Source organism: Polaromonas sp. C04, from assembly GCF_002002705.1.
GTDB lineage: Bacteria > Pseudomonadota > Gammaproteobacteria > Burkholderiales > Burkholderiaceae_C > Rhodoferax_A.
In genome coordinates, this window is sequence record NZ_MUNS01000028.1 from 219,731 (window position 1) to 244,627 (window position 24,897).

General features: G+C 66.7%; 27 protein-coding genes and 3 tRNA genes. 20 read left to right on the forward strand and 10 right to left on the reverse strand.

The annotated features are described in order from the left end of the window. Nucleotides 1-54: 54 nt before the first annotated feature. Together B0E49_RS09190 and B0E49_RS09195 are read left to right on the forward strand one after the other, a co-directional pair. The gene (locus B0E49_RS09190; protein WP_077561893.1) at nucleotides 55-477 is read left to right on the forward strand and encodes a putative toxin-antitoxin system toxin component, PIN family; all 423 of its coding nucleotides are present in this window, start codon (nucleotides 55-57) and stop codon (nucleotides 475-477) included. 124 nt (nucleotides 478-601) lie between these two features. Then, nucleotides 602-1,435, forward strand: coding sequence for a YecA/YgfB family protein (locus B0E49_RS09195; protein WP_077561894.1), 834 nt, complete (start codon nucleotides 602-604; stop codon nucleotides 1,433-1,435). A 9-nt stretch (nucleotides 1,436-1,444) separates the two neighbouring features. Here the strand turns inward: B0E49_RS09195 and B0E49_RS09200 are convergent, their stop codons facing one another. Then, a complete protein-coding gene (locus B0E49_RS09200; RefSeq protein WP_168175025.1) occupies nucleotides 1,445-1,834 on the reverse strand; it encodes a CZB domain-containing protein in 390 nt (129 codons plus the stop codon). 393 nt (nucleotides 1,835-2,227) lie between these two features. Between B0E49_RS09200 and B0E49_RS09205 the strand changes: the two genes are divergently transcribed. Genes B0E49_RS09205 through B0E49_RS09220 form a run of 4 tightly spaced genes read left to right on the forward strand, consistent with a single transcriptional unit; the run spans nucleotide 2,228 to nucleotide 7,245 of the window. Beyond that, a complete protein-coding gene (locus B0E49_RS09205) occupies nucleotides 2,228-3,637 on the forward strand; it encodes a class I SAM-dependent methyltransferase (RefSeq protein WP_077561896.1) in 1,410 nt (469 codons plus the stop codon). Nucleotides 3,638-3,659: 22 nt separating this feature from the next. Continuing rightward, complete coding sequence (locus B0E49_RS09210; RefSeq protein WP_077561897.1) at nucleotides 3,660-4,994, forward strand: sensor histidine kinase; 1,335 nt, start codon at nucleotides 3,660-3,662, stop codon at nucleotides 4,992-4,994. A gap of 14 nt (nucleotides 4,995-5,008) precedes the next feature. Continuing rightward, a complete protein-coding gene (locus B0E49_RS09215; RefSeq protein WP_077561924.1) occupies nucleotides 5,009-6,229 on the forward strand; it encodes a hybrid sensor histidine kinase/response regulator in 1,221 nt (406 codons plus the stop codon). 32 nt (nucleotides 6,230-6,261) lie between these two features. Further along, nucleotides 6,262-7,245: a response regulator gene (locus tag B0E49_RS09220; RefSeq protein WP_077561898.1), complete on the forward strand. Its 984-nt coding sequence runs from the start codon at nucleotides 6,262-6,264 to the stop codon at nucleotides 7,243-7,245. An 18-nt stretch (nucleotides 7,246-7,263) separates the two neighbouring features. On the opposite strand, the gene B0E49_RS09225 is transcribed toward B0E49_RS09220, so the two are convergent. From B0E49_RS09225 to apaG, 7 genes are all read right to left on the reverse strand, one after another. Beyond that, nucleotides 7,264-7,785 carry a CinA family protein gene (locus tag B0E49_RS09225; RefSeq protein WP_077561899.1) on the reverse strand — a complete coding sequence of 174 codons (522 nt, stop codon included), beginning with the start codon at nucleotides 7,783-7,785 and terminating at the stop codon, nucleotides 7,264-7,266. Next, nucleotides 7,782-8,303, reverse strand: a complete 522-nt coding sequence (locus tag B0E49_RS09230; protein WP_502688700.1) for a phosphatidylglycerophosphatase A family protein — start codon at nucleotides 8,301-8,303, stop codon at nucleotides 7,782-7,784. Before B0E49_RS09230 ends, B0E49_RS09225 begins: the two co-directional genes overlap by 4 nt. A 5-nt stretch (nucleotides 8,304-8,308) precedes the next feature. Beyond that, the gene (gene thiL, locus B0E49_RS09235; protein ID WP_077561901.1) at nucleotides 8,309-9,286 is read right to left on the reverse strand and encodes a thiamine-phosphate kinase; all 978 of its coding nucleotides are present in this window, start codon (nucleotides 9,284-9,286) and stop codon (nucleotides 8,309-8,311) included. 2 nt (nucleotides 9,287-9,288) lie between these two features. Further along, on the reverse strand, nucleotides 9,289-10,419 hold the full coding sequence (locus B0E49_RS09240) for a YbdK family carboxylate-amine ligase (RefSeq protein WP_077561925.1): 1,131 nt from the start codon (nucleotides 10,417-10,419) through the stop codon (nucleotides 9,289-9,291). Next, nucleotides 10,409-11,668, reverse strand: coding sequence for a cation:proton antiporter (locus tag B0E49_RS09245; RefSeq protein ID WP_077561902.1), 1,260 nt, complete (start codon nucleotides 11,666-11,668; stop codon nucleotides 10,409-10,411). The genes B0E49_RS09240 and B0E49_RS09245 overlap by 11 nt, the downstream gene beginning before the upstream one ends. A 120-nt stretch (nucleotides 11,669-11,788) precedes the next feature. Further along, nucleotides 11,789-11,914: a hypothetical protein gene (locus B0E49_RS20880; protein ID WP_286137893.1), complete on the reverse strand. Its 126-nt coding sequence runs from the start codon at nucleotides 11,912-11,914 to the stop codon at nucleotides 11,789-11,791. Between the two features lie 7 nt (nucleotides 11,915-11,921). Then, entirely contained in the window at nucleotides 11,922-12,317 is a 396-nt protein-coding gene (apaG, locus tag B0E49_RS09250; RefSeq protein WP_077561903.1) for a Co2+/Mg2+ efflux facilitator ApaG/CorD, read from the reverse strand. A gap of 126 nt (nucleotides 12,318-12,443) precedes the next feature. On the opposite strand from apaG, the gene rpe reads away from it, so the two are divergent. After that, nucleotides 12,444-13,142 (forward strand): ribulose-phosphate 3-epimerase, encoded by a 699-nt coding sequence (gene rpe, locus B0E49_RS09255; RefSeq protein ID WP_077561926.1) that lies wholly within the window; start codon nucleotides 12,444-12,446, stop codon nucleotides 13,140-13,142. Nucleotides 13,143-13,198: 56 nt separating this feature from the next. Here rpe and B0E49_RS09260 read toward each other — a convergent pair whose 3' ends face one another. Continuing rightward, entirely contained in the window at nucleotides 13,199-15,109 is a 1,911-nt protein-coding gene (locus tag B0E49_RS09260; protein WP_077561927.1) for an acyl-CoA synthetase, read from the reverse strand. Nucleotides 15,110-15,286: 177 nt separating this feature from the next. Here B0E49_RS09260 and msrC point away from each other — a divergent pair, with 177 nt between their 5' ends. Both msrC and gph read left to right on the forward strand, forming a co-directional pair. Continuing rightward, nucleotides 15,287-15,793, forward strand: a complete 507-nt coding sequence (gene msrC, locus B0E49_RS09265) for a free L-methionine (R)-S-oxide reductase MsrC (RefSeq protein WP_077561904.1) — start codon at nucleotides 15,287-15,289, stop codon at nucleotides 15,791-15,793. A gap of 11 nt (nucleotides 15,794-15,804) precedes the next feature. Further along, nucleotides 15,805-16,506 carry a phosphoglycolate phosphatase gene (gph, locus tag B0E49_RS09270; protein WP_077561905.1) on the forward strand — a complete coding sequence of 234 codons (702 nt, stop codon included), beginning with the start codon at nucleotides 15,805-15,807 and terminating at the stop codon, nucleotides 16,504-16,506. 10 nt (nucleotides 16,507-16,516) lie between these two features. Here gph and B0E49_RS09275 read toward each other — a convergent pair whose 3' ends face one another. Continuing rightward, a complete protein-coding gene (locus B0E49_RS09275) occupies nucleotides 16,517-17,104 on the reverse strand; it encodes a chalcone isomerase family protein (RefSeq protein ID WP_077561906.1) in 588 nt (195 codons plus the stop codon). A gap of 358 nt (nucleotides 17,105-17,462) precedes the next feature. Between B0E49_RS09275 and B0E49_RS09280 the strand changes: the two genes are divergently transcribed. The 11 genes from B0E49_RS09280 to B0E49_RS09330 all read left to right on the forward strand — a co-directional run. Then, a complete protein-coding gene (locus B0E49_RS09280) occupies nucleotides 17,463-19,043 on the forward strand; it encodes an anthranilate synthase component I family protein (protein WP_077561907.1) in 1,581 nt (526 codons plus the stop codon). A 3-nt stretch (nucleotides 19,044-19,046) separates the two neighbouring features. Further along, on the forward strand, nucleotides 19,047-19,631 hold the full coding sequence (locus B0E49_RS09285; protein WP_077561908.1) for an anthranilate synthase component II: 585 nt from the start codon (nucleotides 19,047-19,049) through the stop codon (nucleotides 19,629-19,631). 60 nt (nucleotides 19,632-19,691) lie between these two features. Then, nucleotides 19,692-20,882, forward strand: coding sequence for a GntG family PLP-dependent aldolase (locus B0E49_RS09290; protein WP_077561909.1), 1,191 nt, complete (start codon nucleotides 19,692-19,694; stop codon nucleotides 20,880-20,882). 12 nt (nucleotides 20,883-20,894) lie between these two features. Then, entirely contained in the window at nucleotides 20,895-21,572 is a 678-nt protein-coding gene (locus B0E49_RS09295; RefSeq protein ID WP_077561910.1) for a LysE family translocator, read from the forward strand. Nucleotides 21,573-21,611: 39 nt separating this feature from the next. Continuing rightward, on the forward strand, nucleotides 21,612-22,655 hold the full coding sequence (gene trpD, locus B0E49_RS09300) for an anthranilate phosphoribosyltransferase (RefSeq protein WP_077561911.1): 1,044 nt from the start codon (nucleotides 21,612-21,614) through the stop codon (nucleotides 22,653-22,655). Nucleotides 22,656-22,662: 7 nt separating this feature from the next. Beyond that, the gene (trpC, locus tag B0E49_RS09305; protein ID WP_077561912.1) at nucleotides 22,663-23,454 is read left to right on the forward strand and encodes an indole-3-glycerol phosphate synthase TrpC; all 792 of its coding nucleotides are present in this window, start codon (nucleotides 22,663-22,665) and stop codon (nucleotides 23,452-23,454) included. Between the two features lie 76 nt (nucleotides 23,455-23,530). Then, the gene (locus tag B0E49_RS09310; RefSeq protein ID WP_077561928.1) at nucleotides 23,531-24,307 is read left to right on the forward strand and encodes a uracil-DNA glycosylase; all 777 of its coding nucleotides are present in this window, start codon (nucleotides 23,531-23,533) and stop codon (nucleotides 24,305-24,307) included. A 72-nt stretch (nucleotides 24,308-24,379) separates the two neighbouring features. Further along, nucleotides 24,380-24,465, forward strand: a tRNA-Tyr gene (locus B0E49_RS09315). Nucleotides 24,466-24,516: 51 nt separating this feature from the next. Next, nucleotides 24,517-24,590: transfer RNA gene (locus tag B0E49_RS09320), tRNA-Gly, on the forward strand. A 34-nt stretch (nucleotides 24,591-24,624) separates the two neighbouring features. Beyond that, nucleotides 24,625-24,699, forward strand: a tRNA-Thr gene (locus B0E49_RS09325). 84 nt (nucleotides 24,700-24,783) lie between these two features. Then, the coding region (locus B0E49_RS09330; protein ID WP_144264383.1) for a GTP-binding protein at nucleotides 24,784-24,897 on the forward strand (114 nt) is incomplete at its 3' end.

Here is a 24,897-nt window from a genome sequence, read left to right on the forward strand (position 1 = left end):
GTTTTCGCGGACCCCGTTTTTTCGCCGGCCTGCGCAGCAGGCCACGGGGCCGCCATGCGTGCCACCAACATCGTCCTTGACACCAACATCACCCTCGACCTGTGGGTCTTCAACGACCCGGCCGTGCAACCACTGGCGCAGGCGCTGGACGAGGGCCTGCTGCACTGGCTGGCGACCGCCTCCATGCGCGACGAACTGGCGCGCGTGCTGGGCTACCCGCACATTGCGGCGCGGCTGGCGGCGGCCGTGCAGGGTGCTAGCGCCGTGCTGCAGGCGTTCGACCGCCACGCGCACCTGGTCGACGCGGCGGTGCGCGCCGGCGTCACCTGCGCCGACCCCGACGACCAGAAGTTCATCGACCTGGCCGTCTTCCATCGTGCGCGGCTGCTGAGCAAGGACAAGGCCATTCTTTGCATGAAAAAACAGCTGCTGGCCCTTGGTGTACAAGCACAGGCAGCTATTGAATTCGTAGCATAACGTGGTCGGGAGATGCCTGCCCCGCGTCGCAGGGGCAGACATTTCGCCCCCGTCGGCAAAAAGGCCTCAAGCCCCAGCGGTAACAATAGGGTGAATTCACCCCAAGCGAACGACGAGTCGAACCATGAACCCAACGCCCCCTTCCTCCGATCCTGCGGCACCCGGCGCCAGTGCCGCCGAGCCGCTCGACGCAGCGGTGTTCGACGAACTCGACGCCATCCTGGACGAGTTGCGCACACGCGACGACGAGACCCCGCAATGGGAGTTTTGCGAGGGCTTCATGGCGGCCCTGCTGTGCTGCCGCCGCCCCATCGCGGCCAGCGAGTATCTGCCGGTGCTGCTTGGTACCGGTGAGGCGCCGGAGGGAGACACTGGCGCGCACGGCTCGTTTGCCGACGCGGCCCAGCAGCAGCGCTTCATGCAACTGTGGTCGCAGCGCTGGCGCGAAGTAGCGCAAGCCCTGAGCGCCGACGTGGAGTCGCTCGACGACGACCGCGCCTACCAGCCCGAGGTGATGGATGTGCGCGGCGCCGTGGCCAGCCTGCCACCGGCAGAGCAGGCCGCGATGGCGGGGCAGGAGCTACCGTCCTTCGGCCAGGTCTGGGCGCTGGGCTTCATGTTTGCGGTGGAAAGCTGGCCCGAGGAATGGGTCGCGCCGCGCGACAGGCAGGCCGCCGGGCGGCTCGACGAGGCCTTGCAGGCCATGGTCGCGATGACGGAAGACGATACCGGAGCGCCCGCGCTGTGCATGTACAGCGCGGACGGCCCCGCGAGCGTGAGCGAGGCGCGCCTGGACGCTTTTGGCGAAGCGCTATGGGGCGTCTACGACCTGTATGAGCTGTGGCGCAGCATCGGCCCGCGCGTCGAGACGGTGCACAAGGTGGCAACGCCGGGCCGCAACGATCCCTGCTGGTGCGGCAGCGGCAAGAAATACAAGAAGTGCCACGGCGCGGGCTGACCGGGCCGCTCAGGGCTCCCTGAGCAGGTTCAACAATTCCACCACGCGCGCGCTGCTGCGCTCGAAGTCCGTGGTCAGCAGGTTGACCGCCTTGTCGAGGCGGCCGGACTCGACAAAACTCACCACGTTCGCAGCGTGGTAATGGAAATTCTTGTGCTCGGCCACCAGCAGCTTGAACGAGGTGTATTTGCCCAGCCGCGCGCGCCCCGGGCCGTGCAGCCACTTGCCGAGCTCGCAGCGGTCGTCGAAGCAGATCACCTCGGGACGAAAATCCTCGGTGGATTTGCCCGCCAGGTAGGCGTCCAGCCGCACCTTCCAGCTTTCCTCGGCGGCAATGGCGGCATCGATGTCCAGCCGGCGGACTTCAGCCTCGATCTCGGCCGCGGTCCCGGTCGTCATGGTGGTGAGCACTGAATCAGGCGAGCGCCCAAAGCGCAAAAACTTGAGCATCGTGAATCTTCGGTTGGCGTTGTTGTACTGGAAGAAAGGTCCCTGCCCGGAATAATAGCTTGCGCAGACGGGATGTCGCGCACCATGACGCCCAAAAAAAACCACAAAACGTGGCGTAGTGCGCAGTTGGCTGCCTGCTGGTGCGACTGTCGCTGTCTCGCCACAGCCGCCATGTATCCGCAGATACGGCCTGCTCAACAGTGACAGAATGTAGCCCCAGCGCTTGACCAAATCAAAACGGGAGGCAAGCCATGTAATCCTTTTGGGTCAATCTGCCTCGCGTGGTACGCTGACCAATTCCTTGAGACCGTGAATCCCTCCCCTTTCTGATCGTCAGACGCCGTGCAGACCCTCCGCCAAATAGACCCTGTCATCACTTTTCGCAACAGCCAGGGCGACTCCGTCCGCGGCACGCTGACCAATCACCAGCGCCACTCGCTGGTGATGGAAATCTACAACCCGTACTCCATCGTGCAGGTCAGCGAAGTGCTGCGCGATGTCACCGTGCGTGCCGGCGACCGCACCATCTACAAGGGCAACGCGGTCGTCGTCAGTATGCTCAACACGGGCCTGATGGCACTGGTGTCCGTCACCCTGACCGACGACTGGTCCGAGTTCAATGCCATCCGGGGCGATTTGTCGCGCGTCGAGGCGGAGGCCAAAACCTTTGTCGAAGAGTGGAACGCGCGTTTTCGCATCAGCCGAAGCTACCAGGTCGCGATCAGCGAGGCACGCACCTTTTTATCCGAAACCTCGCGCTGGGCCGACCAGGCCGACATGTCGGATGTGCTGCCGCGCGATGCGCAGGGGCGGATCCGGGAAGACATTTTCTATGAACTGGCCACGCCCATCATGCAAAAGGGCAAGGAGTACCTGGTCTGGCTGGAGGAAGAGGCGAAACTGATCGACGTGGAAGACAGCGTCGCGCACCGCAACTTCGCCCAGACGGCGCTGCATCCGCTGCTGCTGCGCGCCCCGTTTGTGTACCGCACGTTCGCCAAGCCGATGGGCTATGCCGGTGACTACGAGATGGTGAACCAGATGTTGAGCGACCCGCGCCAGGGCAACAGCACTTATTTCCAGATCATCAACACGATGTTCATCCGCTGTATCGTGGCCCAGGCGCACCGCAACCGGATCGACATCCTGGTCGGCTACCTGAACAAGGCTGCCGAGCGGGCCGAGCGCGAGCAGCGTGACATCAGCATCCTGAACGTGGGCTGCGGTCCGGCCGTGGAGATCCAGCGCTTCATCGCCCAGCATCCGCACCCGGAGCGCCTGATGTTCAAGCTGATGGATTTCAGCGAAGAAACGCTGGCGTACACGCGTTCCTGCATTGAGAAGAGCTGCCAGGAGCACGGCAAAAAGGTCCAGGTCGAGTACATCCATGAGTCGGTGCACCAGTTGCTGAAACGGGCCTCGAAAAAGGATGACCCGCTCGACGCGCAGACTCAGTTCGACTTTGTCTATTGCGCGGGCCTGTTCGACTACCTGTCGGACAAGGTCTGTTCACGGCTGCTGCAGTATTTCGTCTCACGCAGCAGCGTAGGGGGCACCGTGCTGGTCACCAACGTGCACTCCAGCAACCCGGAGCGCCATGGCATGGAACACCTGCTCGAATGGCATTTGATCTACCGCGACGAGGTCCAGCTGGAAAGCGTCCTGCCCACTAACCGGGAAAACACCCGGCTCTACACCGATGACACCGGAGCCAACATTTTTGCCGAGTTTCAGGTCACCGCCGGTGCCTGAGCACGTGGCCGGGCCACTGTCCATGTTCAGCCGGACCGCATCGCCCTATCACCAGGAGTTGGGCGAATTCCGCGTTGCGTACAGCAAGGCGGGAAGCATCACTTCGCTGGTGCTGGTGCTGCTGGGGGCGGGGCTGGATCTTGCGGTCTATCCCGAGCGGTTCGGCCTGTTCCTGGCGGTCCGCCTGGGCGTCGCGCTGCTGACGCTGCTGATCTTCCTGGCGTTGTACGGCGCCTGGGGGCATCGGTCGGTGCAGACCCTGACCCTGCTATGGCTGGCGTTGCCGCAAATCATGATCGCCTGGATGATTGGTGTCGCCGACGGCGTGCATTCCATCTACTTCGTCGGCCTGCAACTGGCGCTCTATGCGACAGGCATTCTCATGCCCATCACCTTTCTCGAAGGGGTCGGCTTCGGTCTATTCACGTATGCGATCTACGTGCTGGCGTGCGCCCTGAATCCGGCCGGGCTGTCGGACGTGGGACGATTCGCGGGCAATTCGCTATTCCTGCTGTTCTCGGCGGCAGCGAGCTCGGTCTGCACCTACTTCAACGAGCGGGCACGTCTGCAGCTGTTTCACCTGCAGCGCGAGGTGGCGGAAAAAAACGCCACGCTGGTGAGCACCAACCAGGCGCTCGCGCAAATCAAGGGCCACATGATCCAGCAGGAGAAAATGGCGGCGCTGGGCACCTTGTCGGCCGGCCTGATGCACGAGGTGAACAACCCGGTGAACTACAGCATGATGGCCCTGAACATGGCCCTGCTCGATCCGGTGGTGGGCCAGAGTGCAGACCTCAAGGAAAGCCTGGTCGATGCCAAGGAGGGCCTGGCGCGGGTGCAGAACATCGTCTCCGACCTCAAGACCTTCGCGTACCAGAAGCCGGGCGAAGACAGCAGCCGCATCTTCCTGCTGGAAAAGGCCGTGCTGTCGGCGCAGCGCCTGACCGGCCACGAACTCAGCGGCGTGGACGTGCAGGTGCACTGGCCGCAGGACACCCATGTGCGCGGCGATGAGCCGGCCGTCATCGGGGTCATGATCAACCTGCTCAGCAACGCGGCGCTGGCCCTGCGCAAGGCGGCGCGCGCGCAGCCGCGCATCGACGTCACGGGGCAGCACCGCGACGGGCGCCTGTACGTGACGGTGCGCGACAACGGCACCGGCATCGAGCCAGGCAATCTGACCCGCGTGTTCGAGCCCTTCTTCACCACGCGTGGCGTGGGCCAGGGCCTGGGGCTGGGCCTGAGCGTGAGCTACGCGATCATCCAGCGCCACGGCGGCACCTTGAGCGTGAACAGCGAGGCGGGCGTCTGGACCGAGTTCGCCTTCGACCTTGCCGTTGCCGACGTTGCCGTTTGATTGTGGACCCGACCATGCCGCCCCCACCTGCCCCTGCCAATGCGTCCGACCCGGCAGCCGCCGGCGCGCGTGCGGGTCAGCCCGTGATCTTGTTTGTGGACGACGAGCCGCAGTCGTGCAAGTGGTTCGCCCGCACGTTTGCCGACGAGTTCAATGTCCTGACGGCCACGGGCGTGGACGAGGCGCTGGCGCTGCTGCGCGAGCACGGCCCCTCGGTGGCCCTGCTGGTCACCGACTACCGCATGCCGCAGCGCAACGGGCTCGATCTGCTGCTGGCGGTGCAGCGCGACTTCAAGCATCTGGTGCGCCTGCTGGCCACCGCTTATGCCGAAAAGGACGTGGCCATTGCCGCGATCAACGAGGGCCATGTGTTCCGTATCCTCGAAAAACCCCTGGATCTGGTGCAAACCCGGCTGATCCTGCGTGAGGCGATGACGCTGTTCCGGGCCCAGACGATGGAGCGGGCGCTGCAGGAAAACCGCATGCTGGCGATGCGCGAGACGCTGGGCTTTCTGGCGCATGAGCTGAACACGCCGCTGGCCACGGTGCGCGGGTTTGTGTCGGCCATCACGGACCGGTACCAGGCGCCCGCGCCGGCGCTCCCGGCCACAACGCAAACGCAGGAGGAGGCGGCCCCCCGCCTGGCCTGTTTTTCCGAGCGCCAGCCGGGCGAAGTGATGGCCGCGCTGGCCGGTGCGCAGCGCAGCGCGCTGTATTGCCAGTCGCTGGTGTCGGCGTTCGTGCGCTCGGCGCGCGATGCCTACCCGGGCTCGATCGACCAGCCGGTCACGGCGAGCAACCTGGTGCAGGCGCTGCTCAAGGAATTTCCGTTTGAGCGCGAGGAACGCAGCTGGGTCAGTTGCGAGGTGGCGGTCGATTTTGCCCTGCCGGGTCAGCGCGACCTGCTCTACCTGGTGCTGTCCACGCTGACCAAGAACGCGCTGCTGGCCCTGCAGGAGCAGCCCGAGCCGCGCCTGCGCATCGTGCTGGGGCGCGAGCCCGGGCCCGGGGGCCGCGCCCGGCCCTGGATCCGTTTCATCGACAACGGCCACGGCATTGCCCCCGAGATCCTGGCCAAGCTGACGCGCGAGCCGGTGACCACGCGCGCGCAGTCGGGCGGCAATGGCATGGGGCTGATGTTCTGCCGCCGCGTGGTGCAGTCGCTCGGCGGCTCCATCGAGCTGAACTCCGAACTGGGCCATGGCGCGACCGTGTCCCTGTATTTCAAACCCTGATCGGGATCTGTGTTTTTGGTGAAGGCCTGCAAATGACCGCTGTGAAAATTCTGTACGTTGACGACGAGGCCATGGCGCTCAAATATTTTGAGCGTCTGGTCAGCCCCATTGCCCCGGTGCTTACGGCAATCTCGGTGGAGGAGGGCAAGGAGATGCTGCGCACGCGCGGCGCCGAGATCGCCGTGCTGGTGTCGGACCAGCGCATGCCGGGGGCGCACGGCAACGAGCTGCTGAGCTATGCGCGCGAGCATCATCCGACCGTGGTGCGCATGCTGACCACGGCGTACTCCGAGATGGGCGAGGCCATCGAGGCCATCAATACCGGCGAAATCTACCGCTACATCACCAAACCGTGGGATCTGGAGAGCCTGCGCGCCGACCTGAAAAATGCACTGGAACTGGCCGAGCTGCGCAACGAGCGCGACAGCCTGGTGCGTGAAAAGATGCTGGTGCAGCAGCAGCAGATGCTGGCCAGCCGCATCACCCAGCTGGCGCTGGTGTGTGCAGGTTTTGTGCCTGGCGACTATGCCGCCGGCTTTTCCGTGTTCCTGGACAGCGCGCAGCGCGTTGGGTGCGCGGCACCCAGCATCGACTGGCGCCGCATCGACCATGCCGATCTGATGCAGTCGGAGGCGCAGCGTGGCATCGCCATCGGGCAGTTGCTGGCGCAGTGGCAGCTGGACTTTGGCGCGCGGGTCGGCAAAACCCCTGCGCAGGCACTCACCCTTCTGGCCACTGCCCTGGCGGCGCCAGCGCAGGCCGCGGGCGAGAGCCTCGTGGTGCCGGATCGCGCGACGCTGACCGCGCCGCTGGACGGACCGGCCCAGCAGGTCCCGACCGCGGCCGGCGCGGCGTGGCTCGCATGGCTGCTGTGGTGGGGCGAGCCGGTGCAGGTGCGCCAGGCGCAAGGCGGCTGGGCCGTGAGCATGCTTGCAGCCGGCGCGCCGGGCCGGCTGCGCGATGACTGGCTGGCCGACGCGATCGAGCAGATAGGCCAGGCTGCCCTGGAGCCCTGAGCGGCGCTGGGGTGCGGCTCAGGCCGCCAGTGCCAGCAGGCGCTGCAAGGCATGGCGCACGGCGGCCGCGCGCACAGCGGCGCGGTCGCCGTCAAAGCGCCGGACCTCCAACGTCACCCGCCCCTGCACGCACCAGCCAAACCAGACCGTGCCCACCGGCTTGGCCGCGCTGCCGCCGCTCGGCCCGGCAATGCCCGTGACGGCCACCGATACTTGCGCGCGCGAATGGGCCAGCGCACCCTCGGCCATGGCGCGGGCCACCGGCTCGCTGACGGCGCCGTGCTGTGCGATCAAGGCCGCGGGGACACCCAGCATCCCGGTTTTGGCCTCGTTCGAGTAGGTCACGAAACCGCGCTCGAACCAGTTGCTGGAGCCGGCCAGGTCGGTGCAGGCGCCGGCAATCAGGCCGCCGGTACAGCTCTCGGCACTGGCCATGAGCCAGTGCTTCTTTTGAAGTGAATCGGCTAGTAGCCCACACAGTTCCTGCGCAGTCAGCTCCGTTTTTGATAGCGACTCGGAGGGGGGCTTTGCGGCGTTCATAGAAAGAACCTCCATGCGGCGATCAGCAGCAGAGCGCACAACGCTGCCACCAGGTCGTCGAACATGATGCCGAAGCCGCCACGTGCGCCCCAGCCCTTGAAGCTGCGATCGGCCCAGGCCACCGGCCCCGGCTTGACCGCATCGAAGAAGCGGAACAGCGCGAACGCCACCAGCTGGCCCCAGAAGCCCGTGGGCATGACCAGCCACAGCACGATCCAGAACGCCACCACCTCGTCGCACACGATGCTGCCGGGGTCCTGCACCTGCATGTGGTGCGCCGTGATGCTGCAGGCCCACCAGCCCAGCGGCAGCGAGAGCGCGATGACCAGCCCGATCTGCGCCGGCGAAAGCCACAGCGTCATCACCAGATACGCCAGCCAGGCCCATAGCGTGCCGGCCGTGCCGGGCGCGATGGGGCTCAGGCCCGAGCCAAAGCCGATGGCCAGGAGGTGCGCGGGGTGCGCAAACATGAATTTCGCGCTGGGGCGAACGGGTTGGCTGGGGAGCTCGGCGGTCATGGGCATCAGGCGAAGTGATCGAAGGAATGCAGGTGCTGCACCGGCACAGGCCGGCCCTCGCCATCGACCAGCCGCAGGCCGGACTGCGCCTCGATGCGCCCGATGCGCGTGACCGGGGTTTGCGCCTGCTCTGCCGCCGCGTGCACCGCGTCGCGCTTCGAGGCCGGCGCGGTAAATACCAGTTCGTAGTCGTCGCCGCCCGCCAGCACGTAGCCGAGTTGCGTATCCGCATCAAATAGGGCTTTAGCCCTTGCTGAGTCTTGGCATGCAGCTATTAAGTCAATAGCAATCGAGGTGTCGATGGTTGCGCCCACGCCCGATGCCCTGAGGATGTGGCCCAGGTCGCCCAGCAGCCCGTCGCTCACATCGATCGCCGCATGCGCGATGCCGCGCAGCGCCAGGCCGAGCGCCACGCGCGGCGTCGGCTGCTCCATGCGGGCGCGGGCCTGCTCGAACACGGTAGCCGGCACGCTGCGTGCGCCGCGAAACACGTCGAGCGCCAGCCGTGCATCGCCCAGCGTGCCGCTGACGTACAGGTCATCGCCGGCCCGGGCGCCCGAGCGCAGCAGCGCCTGGCCAGGGGGCACCTCGCCGAACACCGTGATGCAGATGTTGAGTGGCCCCCGTGTGGTGTCGCCGCCGATCAGCTCGCAGCCATGCAGGTCGGCCAGCGCCAGCAGGCCGCGTGAGAACGGCGCCAGCCAGGCGTCGTCGGCGCGCTCAAGTGCCAGCGCCAGCGTGAAGGCCAGTGGCCTGGCGCCGCAGGCGGCCAGGTCGCTCAGGTTCACGGCCAGCGCCTTGTGGCCCAGCTTGCCGGGGTCCACCGTGGACAGGAAATGCCGGCCCTCGACCAGCATGTCGCAGGAGATGGCGAGTTGCATGCCGGGGCCGGGTTGCAACAGCGCGCAGTCGTCTCCCACGCCCAGCGCCGCGTTGCGTGCGGGTCGCGTGAAATAGCGTGCAATCAGGTCGAATTCGCCCATGTTCAGAACTGCGGCGCGCTGCCGCGAAAGCGCCCGGCGGCCTGGCGGATCACCTCGGCCAGCAGCCGCTCCTGCCCCTGGCGCTCGCGCAGCCAGCGCGCGTCGTTGTGGTTGCGGTTGATGTCGCCGCGCAGCACCTTGAGCGAGCTGCTGGCGCTGACCGCTTCGGCGTGCTTGTTGATCTGGTGCATGGTCAGCAAAATATGCTCGCGCAGCGCCATGTGCTCTCCGGTGGCCGGGTCCACGTAGACCGCGTCGAGCCCGAAGCGGCAGGCCTGGAAGCGGTTGTAGGTGTAGACCAGGTAGTCGTCCTCCGTGGGCATGAAGGGCTGCTCGTTCATGAACCAGGACGCCAGCGACTGCACGTAGGCCGACAGTGCGGCGGCGCGCTCCACCGTGAGCGGCGTATCGAACACGCGGATCTCGATGGTGCCGAACTCGGGCTTGGGCCGGATGTCCCAGTAGAAGTCCTTCATGCTCCTGACCACGCCGGTCTTCGCCATCTTGTCGAAGTACACGGTGAACTCGTCCCAGGTCAGCGCAAACGGCGCCCGCCCGGACAGCGGAAACGCAAACACCGAGTTCAGCCGGGCCGAGTCGAACGCCGTGTCCTGCCCCTGCACATACGGGCTGGAGGCCGACAGCGCAATGAAGTGCGGGATGTAGCGCGACATGCGGTGCAGCGTCAGCAGGGCGCTGTCGGCGTCCGGGCAGCCCACGTGCACGTGCTGGCCGAAGATGGTGAACTGTTTCGACAGGTAGCCGTACAGGTCGGACAGCTCGCGAAAGCGCGGCTTGTCGTAGATGCGCCGCTCGTGCCATTGCTGGAACGGGTGCGTGCCGCCGCCGACCACGGCGATGTTGAGCTTGTCGGCGCACTTTACCAGCGCATCGCGGATCTGCGAGAGCTGGCCCAGCACCTCGGACGAGGAGCGGCACACGCCGGTCGAGACCTCGATCATGCTGGACGTCATCTCGGGCACCACGGCGCCCGGCAGCTTGTACTTGGCCATCATGCGCAGCATGTCTTCGGCATAGGGCGCCAGGTCGTAGTCGTGCGTGTTGACCAGCTGCAACTCCAGCTCGACGCCGAGCGACAGCGCCGCCGACTGCTGAAACGGTTCAAGACTCATGGCCATCTCCCAGGGTGGAGCCCAGCAGTACCGGAGCCCACGGTTTCGAACTCTCCCCGGCGCGGTGAATGGCGATGGTGGCAATCACGGCACCGAGCATCTCCATCAGCAGGATCGCGGGCAGCGCGATGCCGGCAATCATCGGGCCCTGGGCGGGCGACGCGGCGACGAACTGCGAGACCAGCAGCAGGGCGATGGACGACATCGGCGACATCGCGCAGCCGACCCACAGGGCCTGCTTCCAGCTGGCGCCGCTGCCGGCATTGCCGAACGCCACGCCCAGGATCTTGGCCAGCGCGCGCGCCGCCACCAGTGCCAGCACCAGCGTGACCACCGATTTGTTCCAGTCGGCCTGGGCCGCCACCACCGACACCAGCACGAACATCAGCATGGTCAGGAGCGACGAGGCGGTCCCCAACTGGCGCGGCCAGGCCCACGGGCGCGGGTTCAGGTGCTTGAGCAGCATGCCGCCCAGCAGCGCCGCCAGCGGTGCCGAGCCGCCAAAATGCGCCGCCAGCGCAGTGCCAACGGCAATCAGCGCCAGCAGCAGGATGGAGGTGTTCTCGCTGTTCGGGCTCATCACGCGCAGGGCCGAGCGCAGCGCCAACGCCAAAATACCGCCCACCACCACCGACAGGCCCAGCACCACGGCGATGGGGTACAGCGTGTCCATCATCCCGATGTGCGGCCGGTCCATCAGGCCGGCCTGGGCGCTGACCAGCGTCAGCGCATACAGCGTGCTCAGGGTGGACAGCACCATGGCCCGCTCGGTCATGGGGCCGGACGCGCGGGTGTCCATCACCACCCGCATCAGCACCGCCGGCGAGGCCGCCATGGTCACCAGCGCTAGCGGCTCGGCCACGGCCTGCGGCACGTCCAGCAGGCGCAGCACCCAGAACACCAGCGCCAGCGTGCCGAACGATTCGAGCAGGCTCTGCACCAGCACCATCGGGTTGTGGCGGAACCAGCGCAGCGGAATGCGCCCGCCGGCCTCGAACAGCACCACCGCCACGCCCAGCTCCACCAGGAACAGCCCGATGCCCTCAAGCGGCCAGACCGCGCCCGTGAAGCCGGCCAGGCCGGCAAACGCGCCCACCACCGAGTAGCCCAGCACCTTGGGCAGGCCCAGATAGCGTTGCACCAGGTGGCCGGCGGCGGCGGCCAGCGCCAGCAGGATCGACCACTGCACCGTGGGCAGGCCGGCCGAGGGTTTGAGCCATTGCGCCCAGATGGCCATGATTTCATTCATATGAGGGGGCTCCTTTGGCGGGTTGATCGGGAGCCGGGTCGAGCTGCAGAGGCTGCTTGCCCAAGTGACCCGGCATGGCCTTCGAGATGGCGTCGCGTTGCGCGAGGCAGATTCGGAGCATCATATCGTGTCAAGCTGCGCGCTTTGCGGCGGGTCGATGTCCCGGAGCGGGATGAAGAAGCTGAGCGGCGCATGGCGCCAGCACGCGGGCGTGGCCGACGGCAGGCAGTCGAGCAGCTCGCGCATGCAGCGGTCAGTGCAGCACGCGCCGGCTTGGGCCATCGCCGCTGCCGGCATCGAGCACGAACATGGCGATGGGCGCCTCGAAGCGTTCGCCGTCCTCCGCCACGCAAAAATAGCTGCCATGCATGGTGCCGCTGGCGGTGCGCAATCGGCAGCCGCTGGTGTACTGGAACGACTCGCCCGGCTTGAGCAGCGGCTGATGTCCCACCACGCCCAGTCCCTTGACCTGCTCGGTGTGGCCATCGGCGTCGCTGATGAACCAGTGGCGCGCGATGACCTGCGCCGGCACCTCGCCATCGTTGGTGATGGTGACGGTGTAGGCAAAGCCAAAGACGTTATCCAGGGGCTCCGACTGCTCGGGCAGATAGCGCGGCTGCACATCCACAATGATCTGGTATTTCGGCATGGGCTCCATGGTAACTGCGTCATTGGCCCCCACGCTTGTCACTGCGTGTACGGCGCTGCCCCCCGAGGGGGCTGAACTTGCTCGGGGCGGCCCTTCGCGGCGTTCGCTAACTGCGACAATATGGGCATGAGCCAGACCACGCCCCGCCATTTCTGTATCGCCCCGTCCATTTTGTCCGCCGACTTCGCGCGCCTGGGCGACGAGGTGAAGAACGTCATCGCCGCCGGCGCCGACTGGATTCATTTCGACGTGATGGACAACCATTACGTGCCGAATCTGACCTTCGGGCCGATGATTTGCCAGGCGCTCAGGCCGCATGCCCAAAAGCCCGACGGCACGCCGGTGCCGATCGACGTGCACCTGATGGTGCAGCCGGTCGATGCGCTGGCGGCCTCGTTTGCCGACGCCGGGGCCGACCAGATCAGCTTTCATGCCGACGCCGGCCCCCACGTGCACCGCAGCGTGCAGGCCATCAAGGCCAAGGGCTGCAAGGCCGGCCTGGTGTTCAACCCGGCCGCCAGCCTGGACGTGCTGGACTGGATGATCGACGACATCGACCTGGTGCTGATCATGAGCGTCAACCCGGGCTTTGGCGGCCAGAGCTTCATCGATTCGGCGTTGCGCAAGATCGAAGCGGTGCGCCGGCGGATTGACGCGTCGGGCCGCGACATCCGGCTCGAAGTCGATGGCGGCATCAAAGAGGACAACATCGCGCGTGTGGCCGCCGCCGGGGCCGACACCTTTGTGGCGGGCAGCGCGATCTTCGGCAAGCCGGATTACCAGGCCACGATAGCCGCAATGCGCGCGGAGCTCGCGAAGGCGTAAAGCGCGCTGGCGTTTGCCGCAACGACGCAGGCATGGGTCGCCGGTGAGTTCGACCCTCAGACCACCTCGTGCCGCATCACCAGCGGGTTCAGCCGCTCGTGCACCTGCTGCGCGAGAAGCGCCCGGGCCGGCTCTGCCACGCCTTTGATTGCGACCGTGATCAGGCTGCCGTGCGCGGCATGGGCGCCGACCTCGACCGTGAGGCTGCCGCCGGGCGGCTGCAGATCGGCCAGCATCCGGCTCACCGCGCGCCGGGTGGCGTCCCAGCGCAGCGCGGGCTTGAACACCTTGCCGACCGCCGTGAGTGGCAGCGGGTCGATGAAATACAGGTGCGCCGGCACGGCGGCGCGCTCCGGCGTGCGCTCGCGCACGTAGTCCAGCAGTTCCGCCGCGTCGATCTTCGCGTCCGGCTTGAGTTGTACGAAGGCCACCGGCAACTCCCCGGCATAGGCATCGGGCTCGCCCACCACGGCGGCCAGCGCCACCGCGGGATGCCGGAAAAAAACCTCTTCGATGGCCAGCGGGTCGATGTTGTGGCCGCCGCGAATGATCAGATCCTTGGCGCGGCCCGTGAGCCAGAGGTAGCCCTCGTCGTCGAGCCGGCCCAGGTCGCCCGAATTCACCCAGCCCGGCTCGACGAAGGCGCCGTGGTTGTGCGACTCGCTGAGGTAGCCCGAGAACACGCCCGGCCCGGCCATCGCGACCACGCCGATCTCGTTCGCGGCGCAGTCGCCGAGGTAACGCCCCTCGGCGTCGAGCTTGACGATGCGCACGCGGCTGTAGGGCACGGCATGGCCCGCCGAGCCCAGCCGCACCGGCCGGTCGGGATAGCTCATGGTGAGCACGCTGGAAGTCTCGGTCATGCCGTAGACCTCGAGCACCGGCACGTGGAACTGCTCGGTGTACGCCCGGCCGACGGCCACCGGAATCGCCGAGCCGCCGCCGGAGGCGATGCGGATACTCGAGACGTCCGCGCCCGCGACCGGCACGCCCAGCGCGGCCGCGAGTACCGTGGGAACGCCGCCGAACACGGCCGGCCGGTAGCGTTCCACCAGCCGCCAGACATTGCGGATGGCGTTTGGCTCGCGCCAGCCCGCCGGCGCCACGACCACCAGCGTGCCGCCCAGCGCCAGCGGCGCCAGACCCTGCGTGAGCGCCCCGCCAACGTGGAACAGCGGCAGCCCGAACAGCAGGGTCTGGCCGCTGCCCACGGGCAGCATCAGGCCCATGGCCCAGGCCTGGTACACCTGGTTGCCATGCGTGTGGCGCACCAGCCTGGGCGTGCCGGTGGTGCCGCCGGTGTGGAAGTAGCCGGCCGTCTCGTGCGCGGCGATGCGCCGGCCGCTGGTCAGGCGGTCGGCCGGGTATCGGTCGATCAGCGCATCGAAGCTGTACACGACGTTGGCCTCGTCGGCGGTGCCGTGCACCCCGTGCACCACCACGATGGCCTTGAGGTTCGGAAGATCGTCCTTGATGCGCTGCACCTTGTTCCAGATGTCGGAGCCGGGCAGGGGGCCGAGCGCGACCAGCACTTTGGTGTTGGCCGCACGCAGAATCTCGGTGATCTGCTCGCGCGCGAGCAGGGGATTCACCGGATTCGCGATGCCTGCCGCCTGCGCGCCGAACAGCGCGAAGAAGGCCTGCGGCACCAGCGGCAGTAGCAAGCTCACCACGTCATTCGGACCCACCCCGAGGTCGCCGAACAGGTTGGCCGACTGCGTCACGCGGGCCATGAACTGGGCGTACGAGATCGTGAGCGGCGTCTCGCCGGGGTCCGCCTTCTTCAGGAACTGGATCGCGGCGGCGCCCGGGTCGGCCGCCGCGCCGAGCTGCAGGGCCTCGTAGGTGCTTTGCGGGCGGATGCGATCAAGGTACGGGGTCGCCTCGACCGCTGCCAGCTCGGCGGCGGTTCGCAGCGGCGGCGGCACCGGGCCGATCAGTCGATCCAGCAAATGCACGTGGGTCATGGTGTTTTCCCCGCGAATCAAAGAATACAGACGGGTCGGCATCAGATGCAACCGGGGGGTGATTGTAGGCCGGCGCCGGCCTGCCGGGGAAGGCAATTCGCGCATGCTAGACTCAAAATCCTCAAGCCCAGGCGCCGTTTCCCGTCAAGCCGCCGGCGCCCTTAATCAGACAACTCCATGTTCCAGCTTTCCAGCCAGACTGCGCCACTTTCCAAGGCGGAGCACTATGCGGAGCTTGCCGTACAGGCCCGCTCGCTGCTCGCCGACGAGCACGACCTGATCGCCAACGCCGCCAATTTCTCGTCACTGGTGTTCCACTCGCTGCCCGATCTCAACTGGGCGGGCTTCTACTTCCACGACGGCAAGGAACTGGTGGTGGGTCCCTTCCAGGGCAAGCCCGCCTGCATCCGTATCGCACTGGGCCATGGCGCGTGCGGCACCGCCGCCCAGACCCGCAGCACGCAGCTGCTGCGCGACGTGCGGGAGTTTCCTGGCCACATTGCCTGCGATACGGCCTCGCAATCCGAGGTCGTGGTGCCGCTGATCGCGCCCGACGGTACGCTGATCGGCGTGTGGGACGTGGACAGCCCGAGCGTCGCGCGCTTCGACCACGAGGACGCCCGCGGCATGGCGTTGCTGTGCGCCGTGTTCATCGAGCTGGCCTGGGCACGCGCGGCGCATTAGAGGCCGGTACGATGGACATTGACGCCGCCATCCTCGATCTGGACGGCACGCTGATCGACACGCTCGGTGATTTCGTGGCCGCCCTGAACCTGATGCTGACGGATCTGGCAGCGCCCGGCATGGCGCGGGCACGCGTCGATCGCGCCATGGTGGGGCGCTGGGTCGGCAAGGGCTCGGAGCATCTCATCCATTGTGTGTTGAATCATGTTCTAGCCATTGGTAGCTCTGGGCAGGCTGCTATTGATTCAGAAGCAACGCTGGCGCGCGCCTGGGACAGCTACCAAGGGCACTACGGGGTCATCAACGGCCAGTACGCCATGGTGTTCCCCGGTGCCGAAGGCGGCCTGCGCGCGCTGCGCCGGCGCGGCCTGCCGCTCGCCTGCCTGACCAACAAGCCCACCGCGCATGCGCGTGCGCTCTTGCAGGCCAAGGGGCTGGATGGCTTTTTCGGTCACGTGTTTGGCGGCGATGCCTTCGAGCGCAAGAAACCCGACCCGCTGCCGCTGCGCAAGACCTGCGAGGCGCTCGGTACCGCGCCGGCGCGCACGCTGATGATTGGCGATTCGAGCAACGATGCCCAAGCCGCGCGCGCTGCCGGCTGCCCCGTTGTGCTGGTGACCTATGGCTACAACCACGACGAGCCGGTGCACGCCGTGGATGCCGACGGGTTTGTCGATTCTCTGGCGGAATTGGAGCGCGTCGTCGGCGCCTGAAAGCTCGCCGTCAGGCCGGCTTGCCGAGCAGCGCTTCTTTCAGTTTCCAGTCGGCGGGGCTGGGGCCGAGCCAGATGCGCATCAGCGCGTTGAAGAACTCGGGCTCCTTGAAGGGTTCACCCTGCACCTTGCCCTTGACCGTCAGGATGGTGCCGGTACCCGGCACCCATTCGATCAGGAAGTTGTCGCCGGCCAGCAGTTTTTTCTGGTCCGAAAAGACCTGGCTCATGCGGATCAGGCCGGGGATCAGCTTGGACATTTCGCCCTTGGGCTCGTTGTCCTGTACGCCGCGCGTGAACAGCTTGCCGAGTTCGTCGGAGTCGATGTCGCGCAGCATGGTGATGCTCAGGCGCTTCGGGCCCGGCATGGCCAGCACTTCCTCCGGCGTGCCGGCTTTTTTGGCGAGGTACAGGCCCGCCGTATAGACCTTGAAAACAGCCTTGTAGCGGATGCCGGCGCCGTTCAGCTCCAGTTTGCTGCCATGCACGCTCGCACTGTCTTCCAGCTTGACACCGGCCAGCTCCACCGGCGCGGCGCTGGACGTGATGTATGCAAGACACAGGGCCATGCCGGCCAGCCAGGTGGGAGGAGTTTTCATGTGGATTTGAAAAATGGGATGGCGGACGGGCGATGGATAGGTGGGCACACGGAGTTCCCCGAAATTCAATCAGCGGCCCCGGCGCCTGTCAATCGCGTGTTTACCCGGGCGCGCTGGCGCGGCGGGGCGAGTTTGCTACACTGCAGCCACGATGTTCATTCAGCGCACCGCCCCCACAGGTTGCCGCCCGGGTCTGCAAGGCCGGGGAGCCTGGCTTTGGCGCAAGCCAACGTTCGTGCGACCCTGACCGGCGCGGCCCCAGCTCTCAGCAGCGCCGCGCCCATGCGCCTCCACCAGAGGCATTGGTTTTGAATGAATGCCCCGCCCTGCGGGGCCGGGCTGCAGGAGGCTCTTTATCGTGATTACCGAACTTGAATTCAAAAGTCTGGCCAGCCAAGGCTACAACCGCATTCCACTGATGGTGGAGGCGTTTGCCGACCTGGAAACGCCGCTGTCGCTGTACCTGAAACTGGCCTTTTCCAAAGGCGGCGGCAAATACAGTTTCCTGCTGGAATCCGTGGTCGGCGGCGAGCGCTTCGGCCGCTACAGCTTCATCGGCCTGCCGGCGCGCACGCTGTTGCGCGCCAGTGGCTTCGGGCTTGACGCCACCACCGAAGTGGTGCGCGACGGGGTGGTGGTGGAGACATCCCGTGCCAATCCGCTCGACTTCATCGCCGCCTACCAAAAACGCTTCAAGGTCGCGCTGCGCCCGGGACTGCCGCGCTTTTGCGGCGGCCTCGCGGGCTATTTCGGCTACGACACGGTGCGCTACATCGAGAAAAAGCTCGAAAAAAGCTGCCCGCCCGACACGCTCGGCTGCCCCGACATCCTGCTGCTGCAGTGCGAGGAGCTGGCCGTGATCGACAACCTGTCCGGCAAGCTGTACCTGATCGTGTATGCCGATCCGGCCGCGCCGGAGGCCTTCGCGAACGCCAAGAAGCGCCTGCGCGAACTGAAGGACCAGCTCAAGTACTCGGTGAGCGCCCCGGTGGTCAAGCCGACGCAGGGCTACCCGGTCGAGCGCGACTTTGCCAAGGCCGATTACATCGCCGCGGTGGAGCGCGCCAAAAGGCTGATCGAGGCCGGCGACTTCATGCAGGTGCAGGTCGGCCAGCGCATCAAGAAGCGCTACACCGAGTCGCCGCTGTCGCTGTACCGCGCGCTGCGCTCGCTCAATCCCAGCCCCTACATGTACTACTACCACTTCGGGGATTTCCACGTGGTGGGCGCCTCGCCCGAAATCCTGGTGCGCCAGGAACAGGTGCCGAGCGGCGCCGGGCCGTCCCAAGGCGCGAGCGCCCCCGCGGGGGGCAGCGCAGCACACGAAGTGGCAAGCGTGGGGGCCGAATGCGAGCAAAAAATCACCATCCGCCCGCTGGCCGGCACGCGAGCGCGGGGCGCCACGCCGGAGAAGGACAAGGCGGCCGAGACGGAACTCATCAACGACCCGAAGGAGCGCGCCGAGCACGTGATGCTGATCGACCTGGCGCGCAACGACATCGGCCGCATCGCCAAGACGGGAACGGTCAAGGTCACCGAAGCCTTCGCGGTCGAGCGCTACAGCCACGTGATGCACATCGTGAGCAATGTCGAAGGCATCCTTCATGAGGGCATGACCGCCATCGACGTGCTCAAGGCGACGTTCCCGGCCGGCACCCTGACCGGCGCGCCCAAGGTGCACGCGATGGAGCTGATCGACCAGCTCGAGCCGACCAAGCGCGGCCTGTACGGCGGCGCCTGCGGGTATCTGAGCTACGCCGGTGACATGGACGTGGCGATCGCGATCCGCACCGGCATCATCAAGGACCAGACGCTGTACGTGCAGGCGGCCGCCGGTGTGGTGGCCGATTCGGTGCCCGAGCTCGAATGGCGGGAGACCGAAGCCAAGGCGCGCGCCCTGCTGCGCGCCAGCGAGCTGGTCGAGGAAGGACTGGAGTAAGCCATGAAACTCTTGATGATCGACAACTACGATTCGTTCACCTACAACATCGTGCAGTACCTGGGCGAGCTGGGGGCCGAGGTCGAGGTGCTGCGCAATGACGAGATCACGCTGGACGAGATCGATGCGCGCCTGCAGGCCGGCCAGCTCGATCGCCTCGTGCTCTCGCCCGGCCCTTGCACGCCGGCGGAAGCCGGCATTTCGGTCGCGGCGATCCGGCACTTTGCCGGCAAGCTGCCGATCCTGGGCGTGTGCCTGGGGCACCAGAGCATTGGCGCCGCCTTCGGCGGCCAGGTCGTGCGCGCGCAGCAGCTGATGCACGGCAAGACCAGCGTGATCACGACCACGCAGGAGGGCGTGTTCGCGGGCCTGCCCGCGCAGTTCACCGTGAACCGCTACCACTCGCTGTCCATCGAGCGCGCGAGCTGCCCCGACTGCCTCAGAATCACGGCCTGGACCGACGATGGCGAGATCATGGGTGTGAAGCACGTCACGCTGGACATCGAGGGTGTGCAGTTCCACCCCGAGAGCATCCTGACCGAGCATGGCCACGCGCTGCTGAAGAACTTTCTGGCGCCGCGGGTGTGATCTCGTTAACTATCAAAATGGTAGCTGACTGCGAAGAGCCCATAAGGGCTGGAGGCCAATATGACGCTTGATCCTGAATTGCCGGTGGTGGACCTGCGCAGCGACACCGTGACGCAGCCGAGCGCGGCCATGCGCGCCGCCATGCTGGCCGCCCCGCTGGGCGACGACGTGTTCGGCGACGACCCGAGCGTGAACGCGCTGCAGGACCGGATCGCCTCGCTGCTGGGCTTTGAGGCCGCGCTGTTCGTGCCCACCGGCACCCAGAGCAACCTGTGCGCCATCCTGTCGCACTGTCAGCGCGGCGACGAGTACATCGTCGGCCAGATGGCGCACTGCTACCGCTGGGAGGGCGGCGGCGCCGCGGTGTTCGGCAGCGTGCAGCCGCAGCCGCTGCAACACCAGCCGGACGGCACGCTGGCGCTCTCCGACATCGAGGCCGCCATCAAGCCTGACGACGCGCACTTTGCGCGTACCCGGCTGCTGGCGCTGGAGAACACCCTGGGCGGCAAGCTGCTGCCGTTCGACTATGTGCGCCAGGCGACCGAGCTGGCGGCGCGCCGTGGTCTGGGACGGCATCTGGACGGCGCGCGGCTGTTCAACGCGGCCATGGCGCAGGCCCGGCAACAGCAAACCACGGCGGCCGGTGCGCGCCCCGCCGCCGGGCCGCCCCAAGGTGGGGCAGCCCCCTCGGGGGGCAGCGAGCCACACGCAGTGGGCGAGCGTGGGGGCACTAACCGTGCGAGCCAGGCCGTCACGCGCGTCGACATCCTGAGCGAGGCGCGGCGCATCGCCCAGTGCTTCGACAGCGTCTCGGTCTGTTTCAGCAAGGGCTTGGGCGCGCCGGTCGGTTCCGCCCTGTGCGGCTCGCGCGAGTTTCTGGCGCGCGCGCACCGCATCCGCAAGATGGCGGGCGGCGGCATGCGCCAGGCCGGGCTGCTGGCGGCGGGTGCGCTGCACGCGCTGGACCACCACATCGAGCGCCTCGCGCAGGACCACGCGCTGGCGCGCCGGCTGGCCGCGGCGCTGGCGGGCATTCCCGGCCTGCAGGTGGAGCCGCCGCAGACCAATATGGTGTTCGTGGACCTGGTCGGCGCCGCGCGCGAGCGCTCGGCCGCGCTGCTGGCGCACCTGGCGGCCAGCGGGATTCTCGCGGTCGGCCTGTACCGCCTGCGCTTCGTCACGCACCTGGATGTGGACGCGGCCGGGGTGGATCGCGCGGCTGCCGCCATCCGCCAGTTCTTTGAGGCCTGAGGTGCGATCCGCATGACAGGCGTTGACCACCTCGGCCTTTTCATCATCGCCGGCCTGCTGCTGAACCTGACGCCGGGGCCGGACGTGCTCTACGTCGTGGCCAACGGGCTGCGCCGCGGCCGGCGTGCCGGCGTGGTCGCGGCGCTGGGCATCACGGCCGGCTGCTTCGTGCACATCGCGGCGGCCGCCATCGGGCTGAGCGCGCTGGTGGCGGCCTCCAGCACCGCGTTCACCGTACTCAAATGGCTGGGAGCTGCCTACCTGCTGTACGTCGGAGGCGCCCTGCTGCTGTCCAGGCGAGGCGCGGAGCCGGGGCATGAAACTCCTGATTTGATAGCTGACAGCGAAGACCCGGCAAGGGCCACAGGCATAAAACCCTTGAAATCCGTGTTTGTGCAGGGGTTCTGGACGAATGCGCTCAATCCCAAGGTGGCGCTGTTTTTCCTGGCTTTTTTGCCGCAGTTCATCGCGCCGGGCGCGCCGCACAAGGCGCAGGCCTTTGTGCTGCTGGGACTGCTGTTCAACTTCAACGGGATGTGGGTGAACATCGGCTGGGCCCTGTGCGCCGCCTGGCTGGCACGGCGCGTGGCCGCGGTGCAGCGCGGCATGCACTGGCTGCAGCGCGCGGCCGGCGTGATGTTCATCGGCTTCGGCCTGCGGCTGGCCTTGTCGGACAATCCATCTCACTAAAACCATTTCACCGATCACGCACAACGAGGAGCACCTGCTATGACCCAGACCAGCAAAATCACCCCGCAGGAGGCGCTGCAGCGCACCATCGAGCACCGAGAAATCTTCCACGACGAGATGCTGCACATCATGCGGCTCATCATGAGCGGCGAGATGTCGCCCGTGATGATGGCGGCGCTGATCACCGGGCTGCGCGTGAAGAAGGAAACCATCGGCGAGATCACTGCCGCCGCGCAGGTCATGCGCGAGTTTTCCACCAAGGTCCACGTGGCCGACCGGGCGCACCTGGTGGACATCGTGGGCACCGGCGGCGACGGCTCGCACACCTTCAACATCTCGACCTGCTCGATGTTTGTCGCGGCCGCGGCCGGCGCCAAGGTCAGCAAGCACGGCGGGCGCAGCGTCAGCAGCAAGAGCGGCAGCGCCGACGTGCTGGACAGCCTGGGCCTGAACATCAACCTGACCCCGGAGCAGATCGCCCAGTGCATCGCGCAGGTCGGCGTCGGCTTCATGTTTGCGCCGAACCACCACCCGGCCATGAAGAACGTGGCACCGGTGCGCAAGGAGCTGGGCGTGCGCACCATCTTCAACATCCTCGGGCCGCTGACGAATCCGGCCGGCGCGCCGAACATCCTGATGGGTGTGTTCCACCCGGATCTGGTCGGTATCCAGGTGCGCGCGCTGCAGCGCCTGGGCGCCGAGCACGCGCTGGTGGTGTACGGCAAGGACGGCATGGACGAGGTCTCGCTGGGCGCGGGCACGCTGGTCGGTGAACTCAAGAACGGCGAGATTACCGAGTACGAGATCCACCCCGAGGATTTCGACCTGCCGATGGCCAGCAACCGCGCGCTCAAGGTCGACGCGCCCGAGCAGTCCCGGGCCATGCTCATGAACGTGCTGGAGAACAACCACGGCGCCGCGCGCGACATCGTGATCCTGAACGCGGGCGTGGCGCTGTACGCGGCCAATGTGGCGGACTCGATGAAAGCCGGCGTCGAACAGGCCCGCAATGCGATTGAATCGGGCGCGGCGATGGCCACGCTGCAAAAGTTGATAGCGGTTTCCAAATCATTCACAAGCTGAACACGCCATGTCCGACATCCTGAACCAGATCGTCGCGGTCAAACGCGAAGAAGTCGCCGCCGCCCTCAAACGCATGCCGCTGGCGGCCATGCGCCTGGACGCCGAATCGCGGGTCCTGACGCGCGATTTCGTCGGCGCCCTGCGCGCCAAGATTGCCGCGGGCCAGGCTGCCGTGATCGCCGAAGTGAAGAAGGCCAGCCCGTCCAAGGGCGTGCTGCGCGAAGACTTCATCCCGGCCGACATCGCACAGAGCTATGCGGAATTCGGCGCCGCCTGCCTGTCGGTGCTGACCGACCGGCAGTTCTTTCAGGGCAGCGTGGACGTCCTGAAGCAGGCGCGCGCCTCGTGCCAGTTGCCGGTGCTGCGCAAGGACTTCATGGTCGACGCGTACCAGATCTATGAGTCGCGCGCGATCGGCGCGGACGCCATCCTGCTGATCGCTGCGGTGCTAAGCGACGCGCAGCTGGCCGAGTTCGAGGCGATCGCGCGTTCGCTCGACATGGCGGTGCTGGTCGAGGTGCACGACGCGGCCGAGCTGGCGCGCGCCCTCAAGCTCAAGACCCCGCTGATCGGCATCAACAACCGCAACCTGCGCAGCTTCGAGGTGACGCTGGACACCACGCTGGCGCTGCGCGCCGAGGTGCCGCCCGAGCGCCTGCTGGTGACCGAGAGCGGGATTTTGACGAAGGCCGACGTGCAGAAGATGCGCGCCGCCGGCGTGCACGCCTTCCTGGTCGGCGAGGCGTTCATGCGCGCCGCGGAGCCCGGCGAGGCGCTGGCGCAGCTGTTCGGGGCCTGAGCGGCAACCAGAACTATCGTTTTGATAGCTAACTGTGCAGATGCGACAAGGGCAACAGGCCGATTTGGCGTTTGAAATGCCGACCGAGCAAGCGCCGGCCGCTGCCGCGCCCGGCTCGTTGCACGAGCGGGCGCCCACCCAGTTGCCGGACTGGGCGCCCGAGCAATGGCCGGTGGGCGCGGGCTGGCAGCCCGTGATCGAGCGCTTTCTGGCCAGCGCGGCGGGCCGGCAACTCGGTGCCTTCATGCAGAGCCGGCTGGCCGCCGGCGCCGTCATCTACCCGCCGCAGCCGTTTCGCGCGCTGGCGCTCACGCCGCTGGCCGGCGTGCGCGTCGTGATTCTCGGCCAGGACCCGTACCACGGGCCGGGGCAGGCAGAGGGGCTGGCGTTTTCGGTCGCGCCCGGCGTCAAGCTGCCGCCGTCGCTGCGTAATATTTTCAAGGAGCGCCAGCGCGATTTGGGCCTGCCGCTACCGTCCAATGGTTCCCTGGTGCACTGGGCCGAGCAGGGCGTGCTGCTGCTCAACACCAGTTTGAGCGTGGAAGACGGCCAGCCGGCCAGCCACGCCAAACAGGGTTGGGAAGTGCTCACTGACGAAATTATCAAGACCGTGGCACAAAAGACAGACCCGGTCGTGTTCCTGCTGTGGGGCGCGCACGCGCAGGCCAAGCAGGCGCTGGTGACGGATGGCGATGCGCTGACGGGCGCTGGTGCGCGCCATCTGGTGCTGAGCGCCAACCACCCGTCACCCCTGGCCGCATTGCGGCCACCACATCCCTTCATCGGGTGTGGTCATTTCGGGCTCGCGAATGCCTTCCTGCAGCGCCTGGGCCGCCCGCCGGTGGCGTGGTAGGCCGTGCAGGCGCATGGTGAGGGCGCGTTGTTCCGGTCCGGATTTTCGTGGCATAATCTGAGGTTCGCCAAAGGAGAGGTGGCCGAGTGGTTAATGGCAGCAGACTGTAAATCTGCCCTCTTACGAGTACGCTGGTTCGAATCCAGCCCTCTCCACCAGCGATGAATTGATTTTGCAGGGCGTATTGGATGTTGTTGGGTGACTCCGATGCGGGAGTAGTTCAATGGTAGAACCCCAGCCTTCCAAGCTGATGACGCGGGTTCGATTCCCGTCTCCCGCTCCAGGGTCGATTCGAGGTCGTTGAAGGTGATAAAGAAGCCCATTTGGCTCAGTGGCAGAGCACTCCCTTGGTAAGGGAGAGGTCCCGGGTCCGATTCCCGGAATGGGCACCAGTTGTTGGGTGCGCGAAGGCTCGCCGCCCGGTGTTTTGAGTTGTTGGGAAATTGGCTTTTTGCAGCCCATCTGGAGAATTGAAAATGGCAAAAGAGAAATATGCACGCACCAAGCCGCACGTGAACGTGGGCACCATTGGACACGTGGACCACGGCAAGACCACGCTGACGGCGGCCATTGCCACCGTGCTGGCGGCC

What these genes read in the sequence shown, in the direction of transcription:
- B0E49_RS09190 (WP_077561893.1), top strand. Translation starts at nt 55, where the DNA reads ATGCGTGCCACCAACATCGTCCTTGACACCAACATCACCCTCGACCTG.
- B0E49_RS09195 (WP_077561894.1), top strand. Translation starts at nt 602, where the DNA reads ATGAACCCAACGCCCCCTTCCTCCGATCCTGCGGCACCCGGCGCCAGT.
- B0E49_RS09200 (WP_168175025.1), bottom strand. Translation starts at nt 1,834, where the DNA reads ATGACGACCGGGACCGCGGCCGAGATCGAGGCTGAAGTCCGCCGGCTG.
- B0E49_RS09210 (WP_077561897.1), top strand. Translation starts at nt 3,660, where the DNA reads ATGTTCAGCCGGACCGCATCGCCCTATCACCAGGAGTTGGGCGAATTC.
- B0E49_RS09215 (WP_077561924.1), top strand. Translation starts at nt 5,009, where the DNA reads ATGCCGCCCCCACCTGCCCCTGCCAATGCGTCCGACCCGGCAGCCGCC.
- B0E49_RS09220 (WP_077561898.1), top strand. Translation starts at nt 6,262, where the DNA reads ATGACCGCTGTGAAAATTCTGTACGTTGACGACGAGGCCATGGCGCTC.
- B0E49_RS09225 (WP_077561899.1), bottom strand. Translation starts at nt 7,785, where the DNA reads ATGAACGCCGCAAAGCCCCCCTCCGAGTCGCTATCAAAAACGGAGCTG.
- B0E49_RS09230 (WP_502688700.1), bottom strand. Translation starts at nt 8,303, where the DNA reads ATGACCGCCGAGCTCCCCAGCCAACCCGTTCGCCCCAGCGCGAAATTC.
- thiL (WP_077561901.1), bottom strand. Translation starts at nt 9,286, where the DNA reads ATGGGCGAATTCGACCTGATTGCACGCTATTTCACGCGACCCGCACGC.
- B0E49_RS09240 (WP_077561925.1), bottom strand. Translation starts at nt 10,419, where the DNA reads ATGAGTCTTGAACCGTTTCAGCAGTCGGCGGCGCTGTCGCTCGGCGTC.
- B0E49_RS09245 (WP_077561902.1), bottom strand. Translation starts at nt 11,668, where the DNA reads ATGAATGAAATCATGGCCATCTGGGCGCAATGGCTCAAACCCTCGGCC.
- B0E49_RS20880 (WP_286137893.1), bottom strand. Translation starts at nt 11,914, where the DNA reads ATGCGCGAGCTGCTCGACTGCCTGCCGTCGGCCACGCCCGCGTGCTGG.
- apaG (WP_077561903.1), bottom strand. Translation starts at nt 12,317, where the DNA reads ATGCCGAAATACCAGATCATTGTGGATGTGCAGCCGCGCTATCTGCCC.
- rpe (WP_077561926.1), top strand. Translation starts at nt 12,444, where the DNA reads ATGAGCCAGACCACGCCCCGCCATTTCTGTATCGCCCCGTCCATTTTG.
- B0E49_RS09260 (WP_077561927.1), bottom strand. Translation starts at nt 15,109, where the DNA reads ATGACCCACGTGCATTTGCTGGATCGACTGATCGGCCCGGTGCCGCCG.
- msrC (WP_077561904.1), top strand. Translation starts at nt 15,287, where the DNA reads ATGTTCCAGCTTTCCAGCCAGACTGCGCCACTTTCCAAGGCGGAGCAC.
- gph (WP_077561905.1), top strand. Translation starts at nt 15,805, where the DNA reads ATGGACATTGACGCCGCCATCCTCGATCTGGACGGCACGCTGATCGAC.
- B0E49_RS09275 (WP_077561906.1), bottom strand. Translation starts at nt 17,104, where the DNA reads ATGAAAACTCCTCCCACCTGGCTGGCCGGCATGGCCCTGTGTCTTGCA.
- B0E49_RS09285 (WP_077561908.1), top strand. Translation starts at nt 19,047, where the DNA reads ATGAAACTCTTGATGATCGACAACTACGATTCGTTCACCTACAACATC.
- B0E49_RS09290 (WP_077561909.1), top strand. Translation starts at nt 19,692, where the DNA reads ATGACGCTTGATCCTGAATTGCCGGTGGTGGACCTGCGCAGCGACACC.
- B0E49_RS09295 (WP_077561910.1), top strand. Translation starts at nt 20,895, where the DNA reads ATGACAGGCGTTGACCACCTCGGCCTTTTCATCATCGCCGGCCTGCTG.
- trpD (WP_077561911.1), top strand. Translation starts at nt 21,612, where the DNA reads ATGACCCAGACCAGCAAAATCACCCCGCAGGAGGCGCTGCAGCGCACC.
- trpC (WP_077561912.1), top strand. Translation starts at nt 22,663, where the DNA reads ATGTCCGACATCCTGAACCAGATCGTCGCGGTCAAACGCGAAGAAGTC.
- B0E49_RS09310 (WP_077561928.1), top strand. Translation starts at nt 23,531, where the DNA reads ATGCCGACCGAGCAAGCGCCGGCCGCTGCCGCGCCCGGCTCGTTGCAC.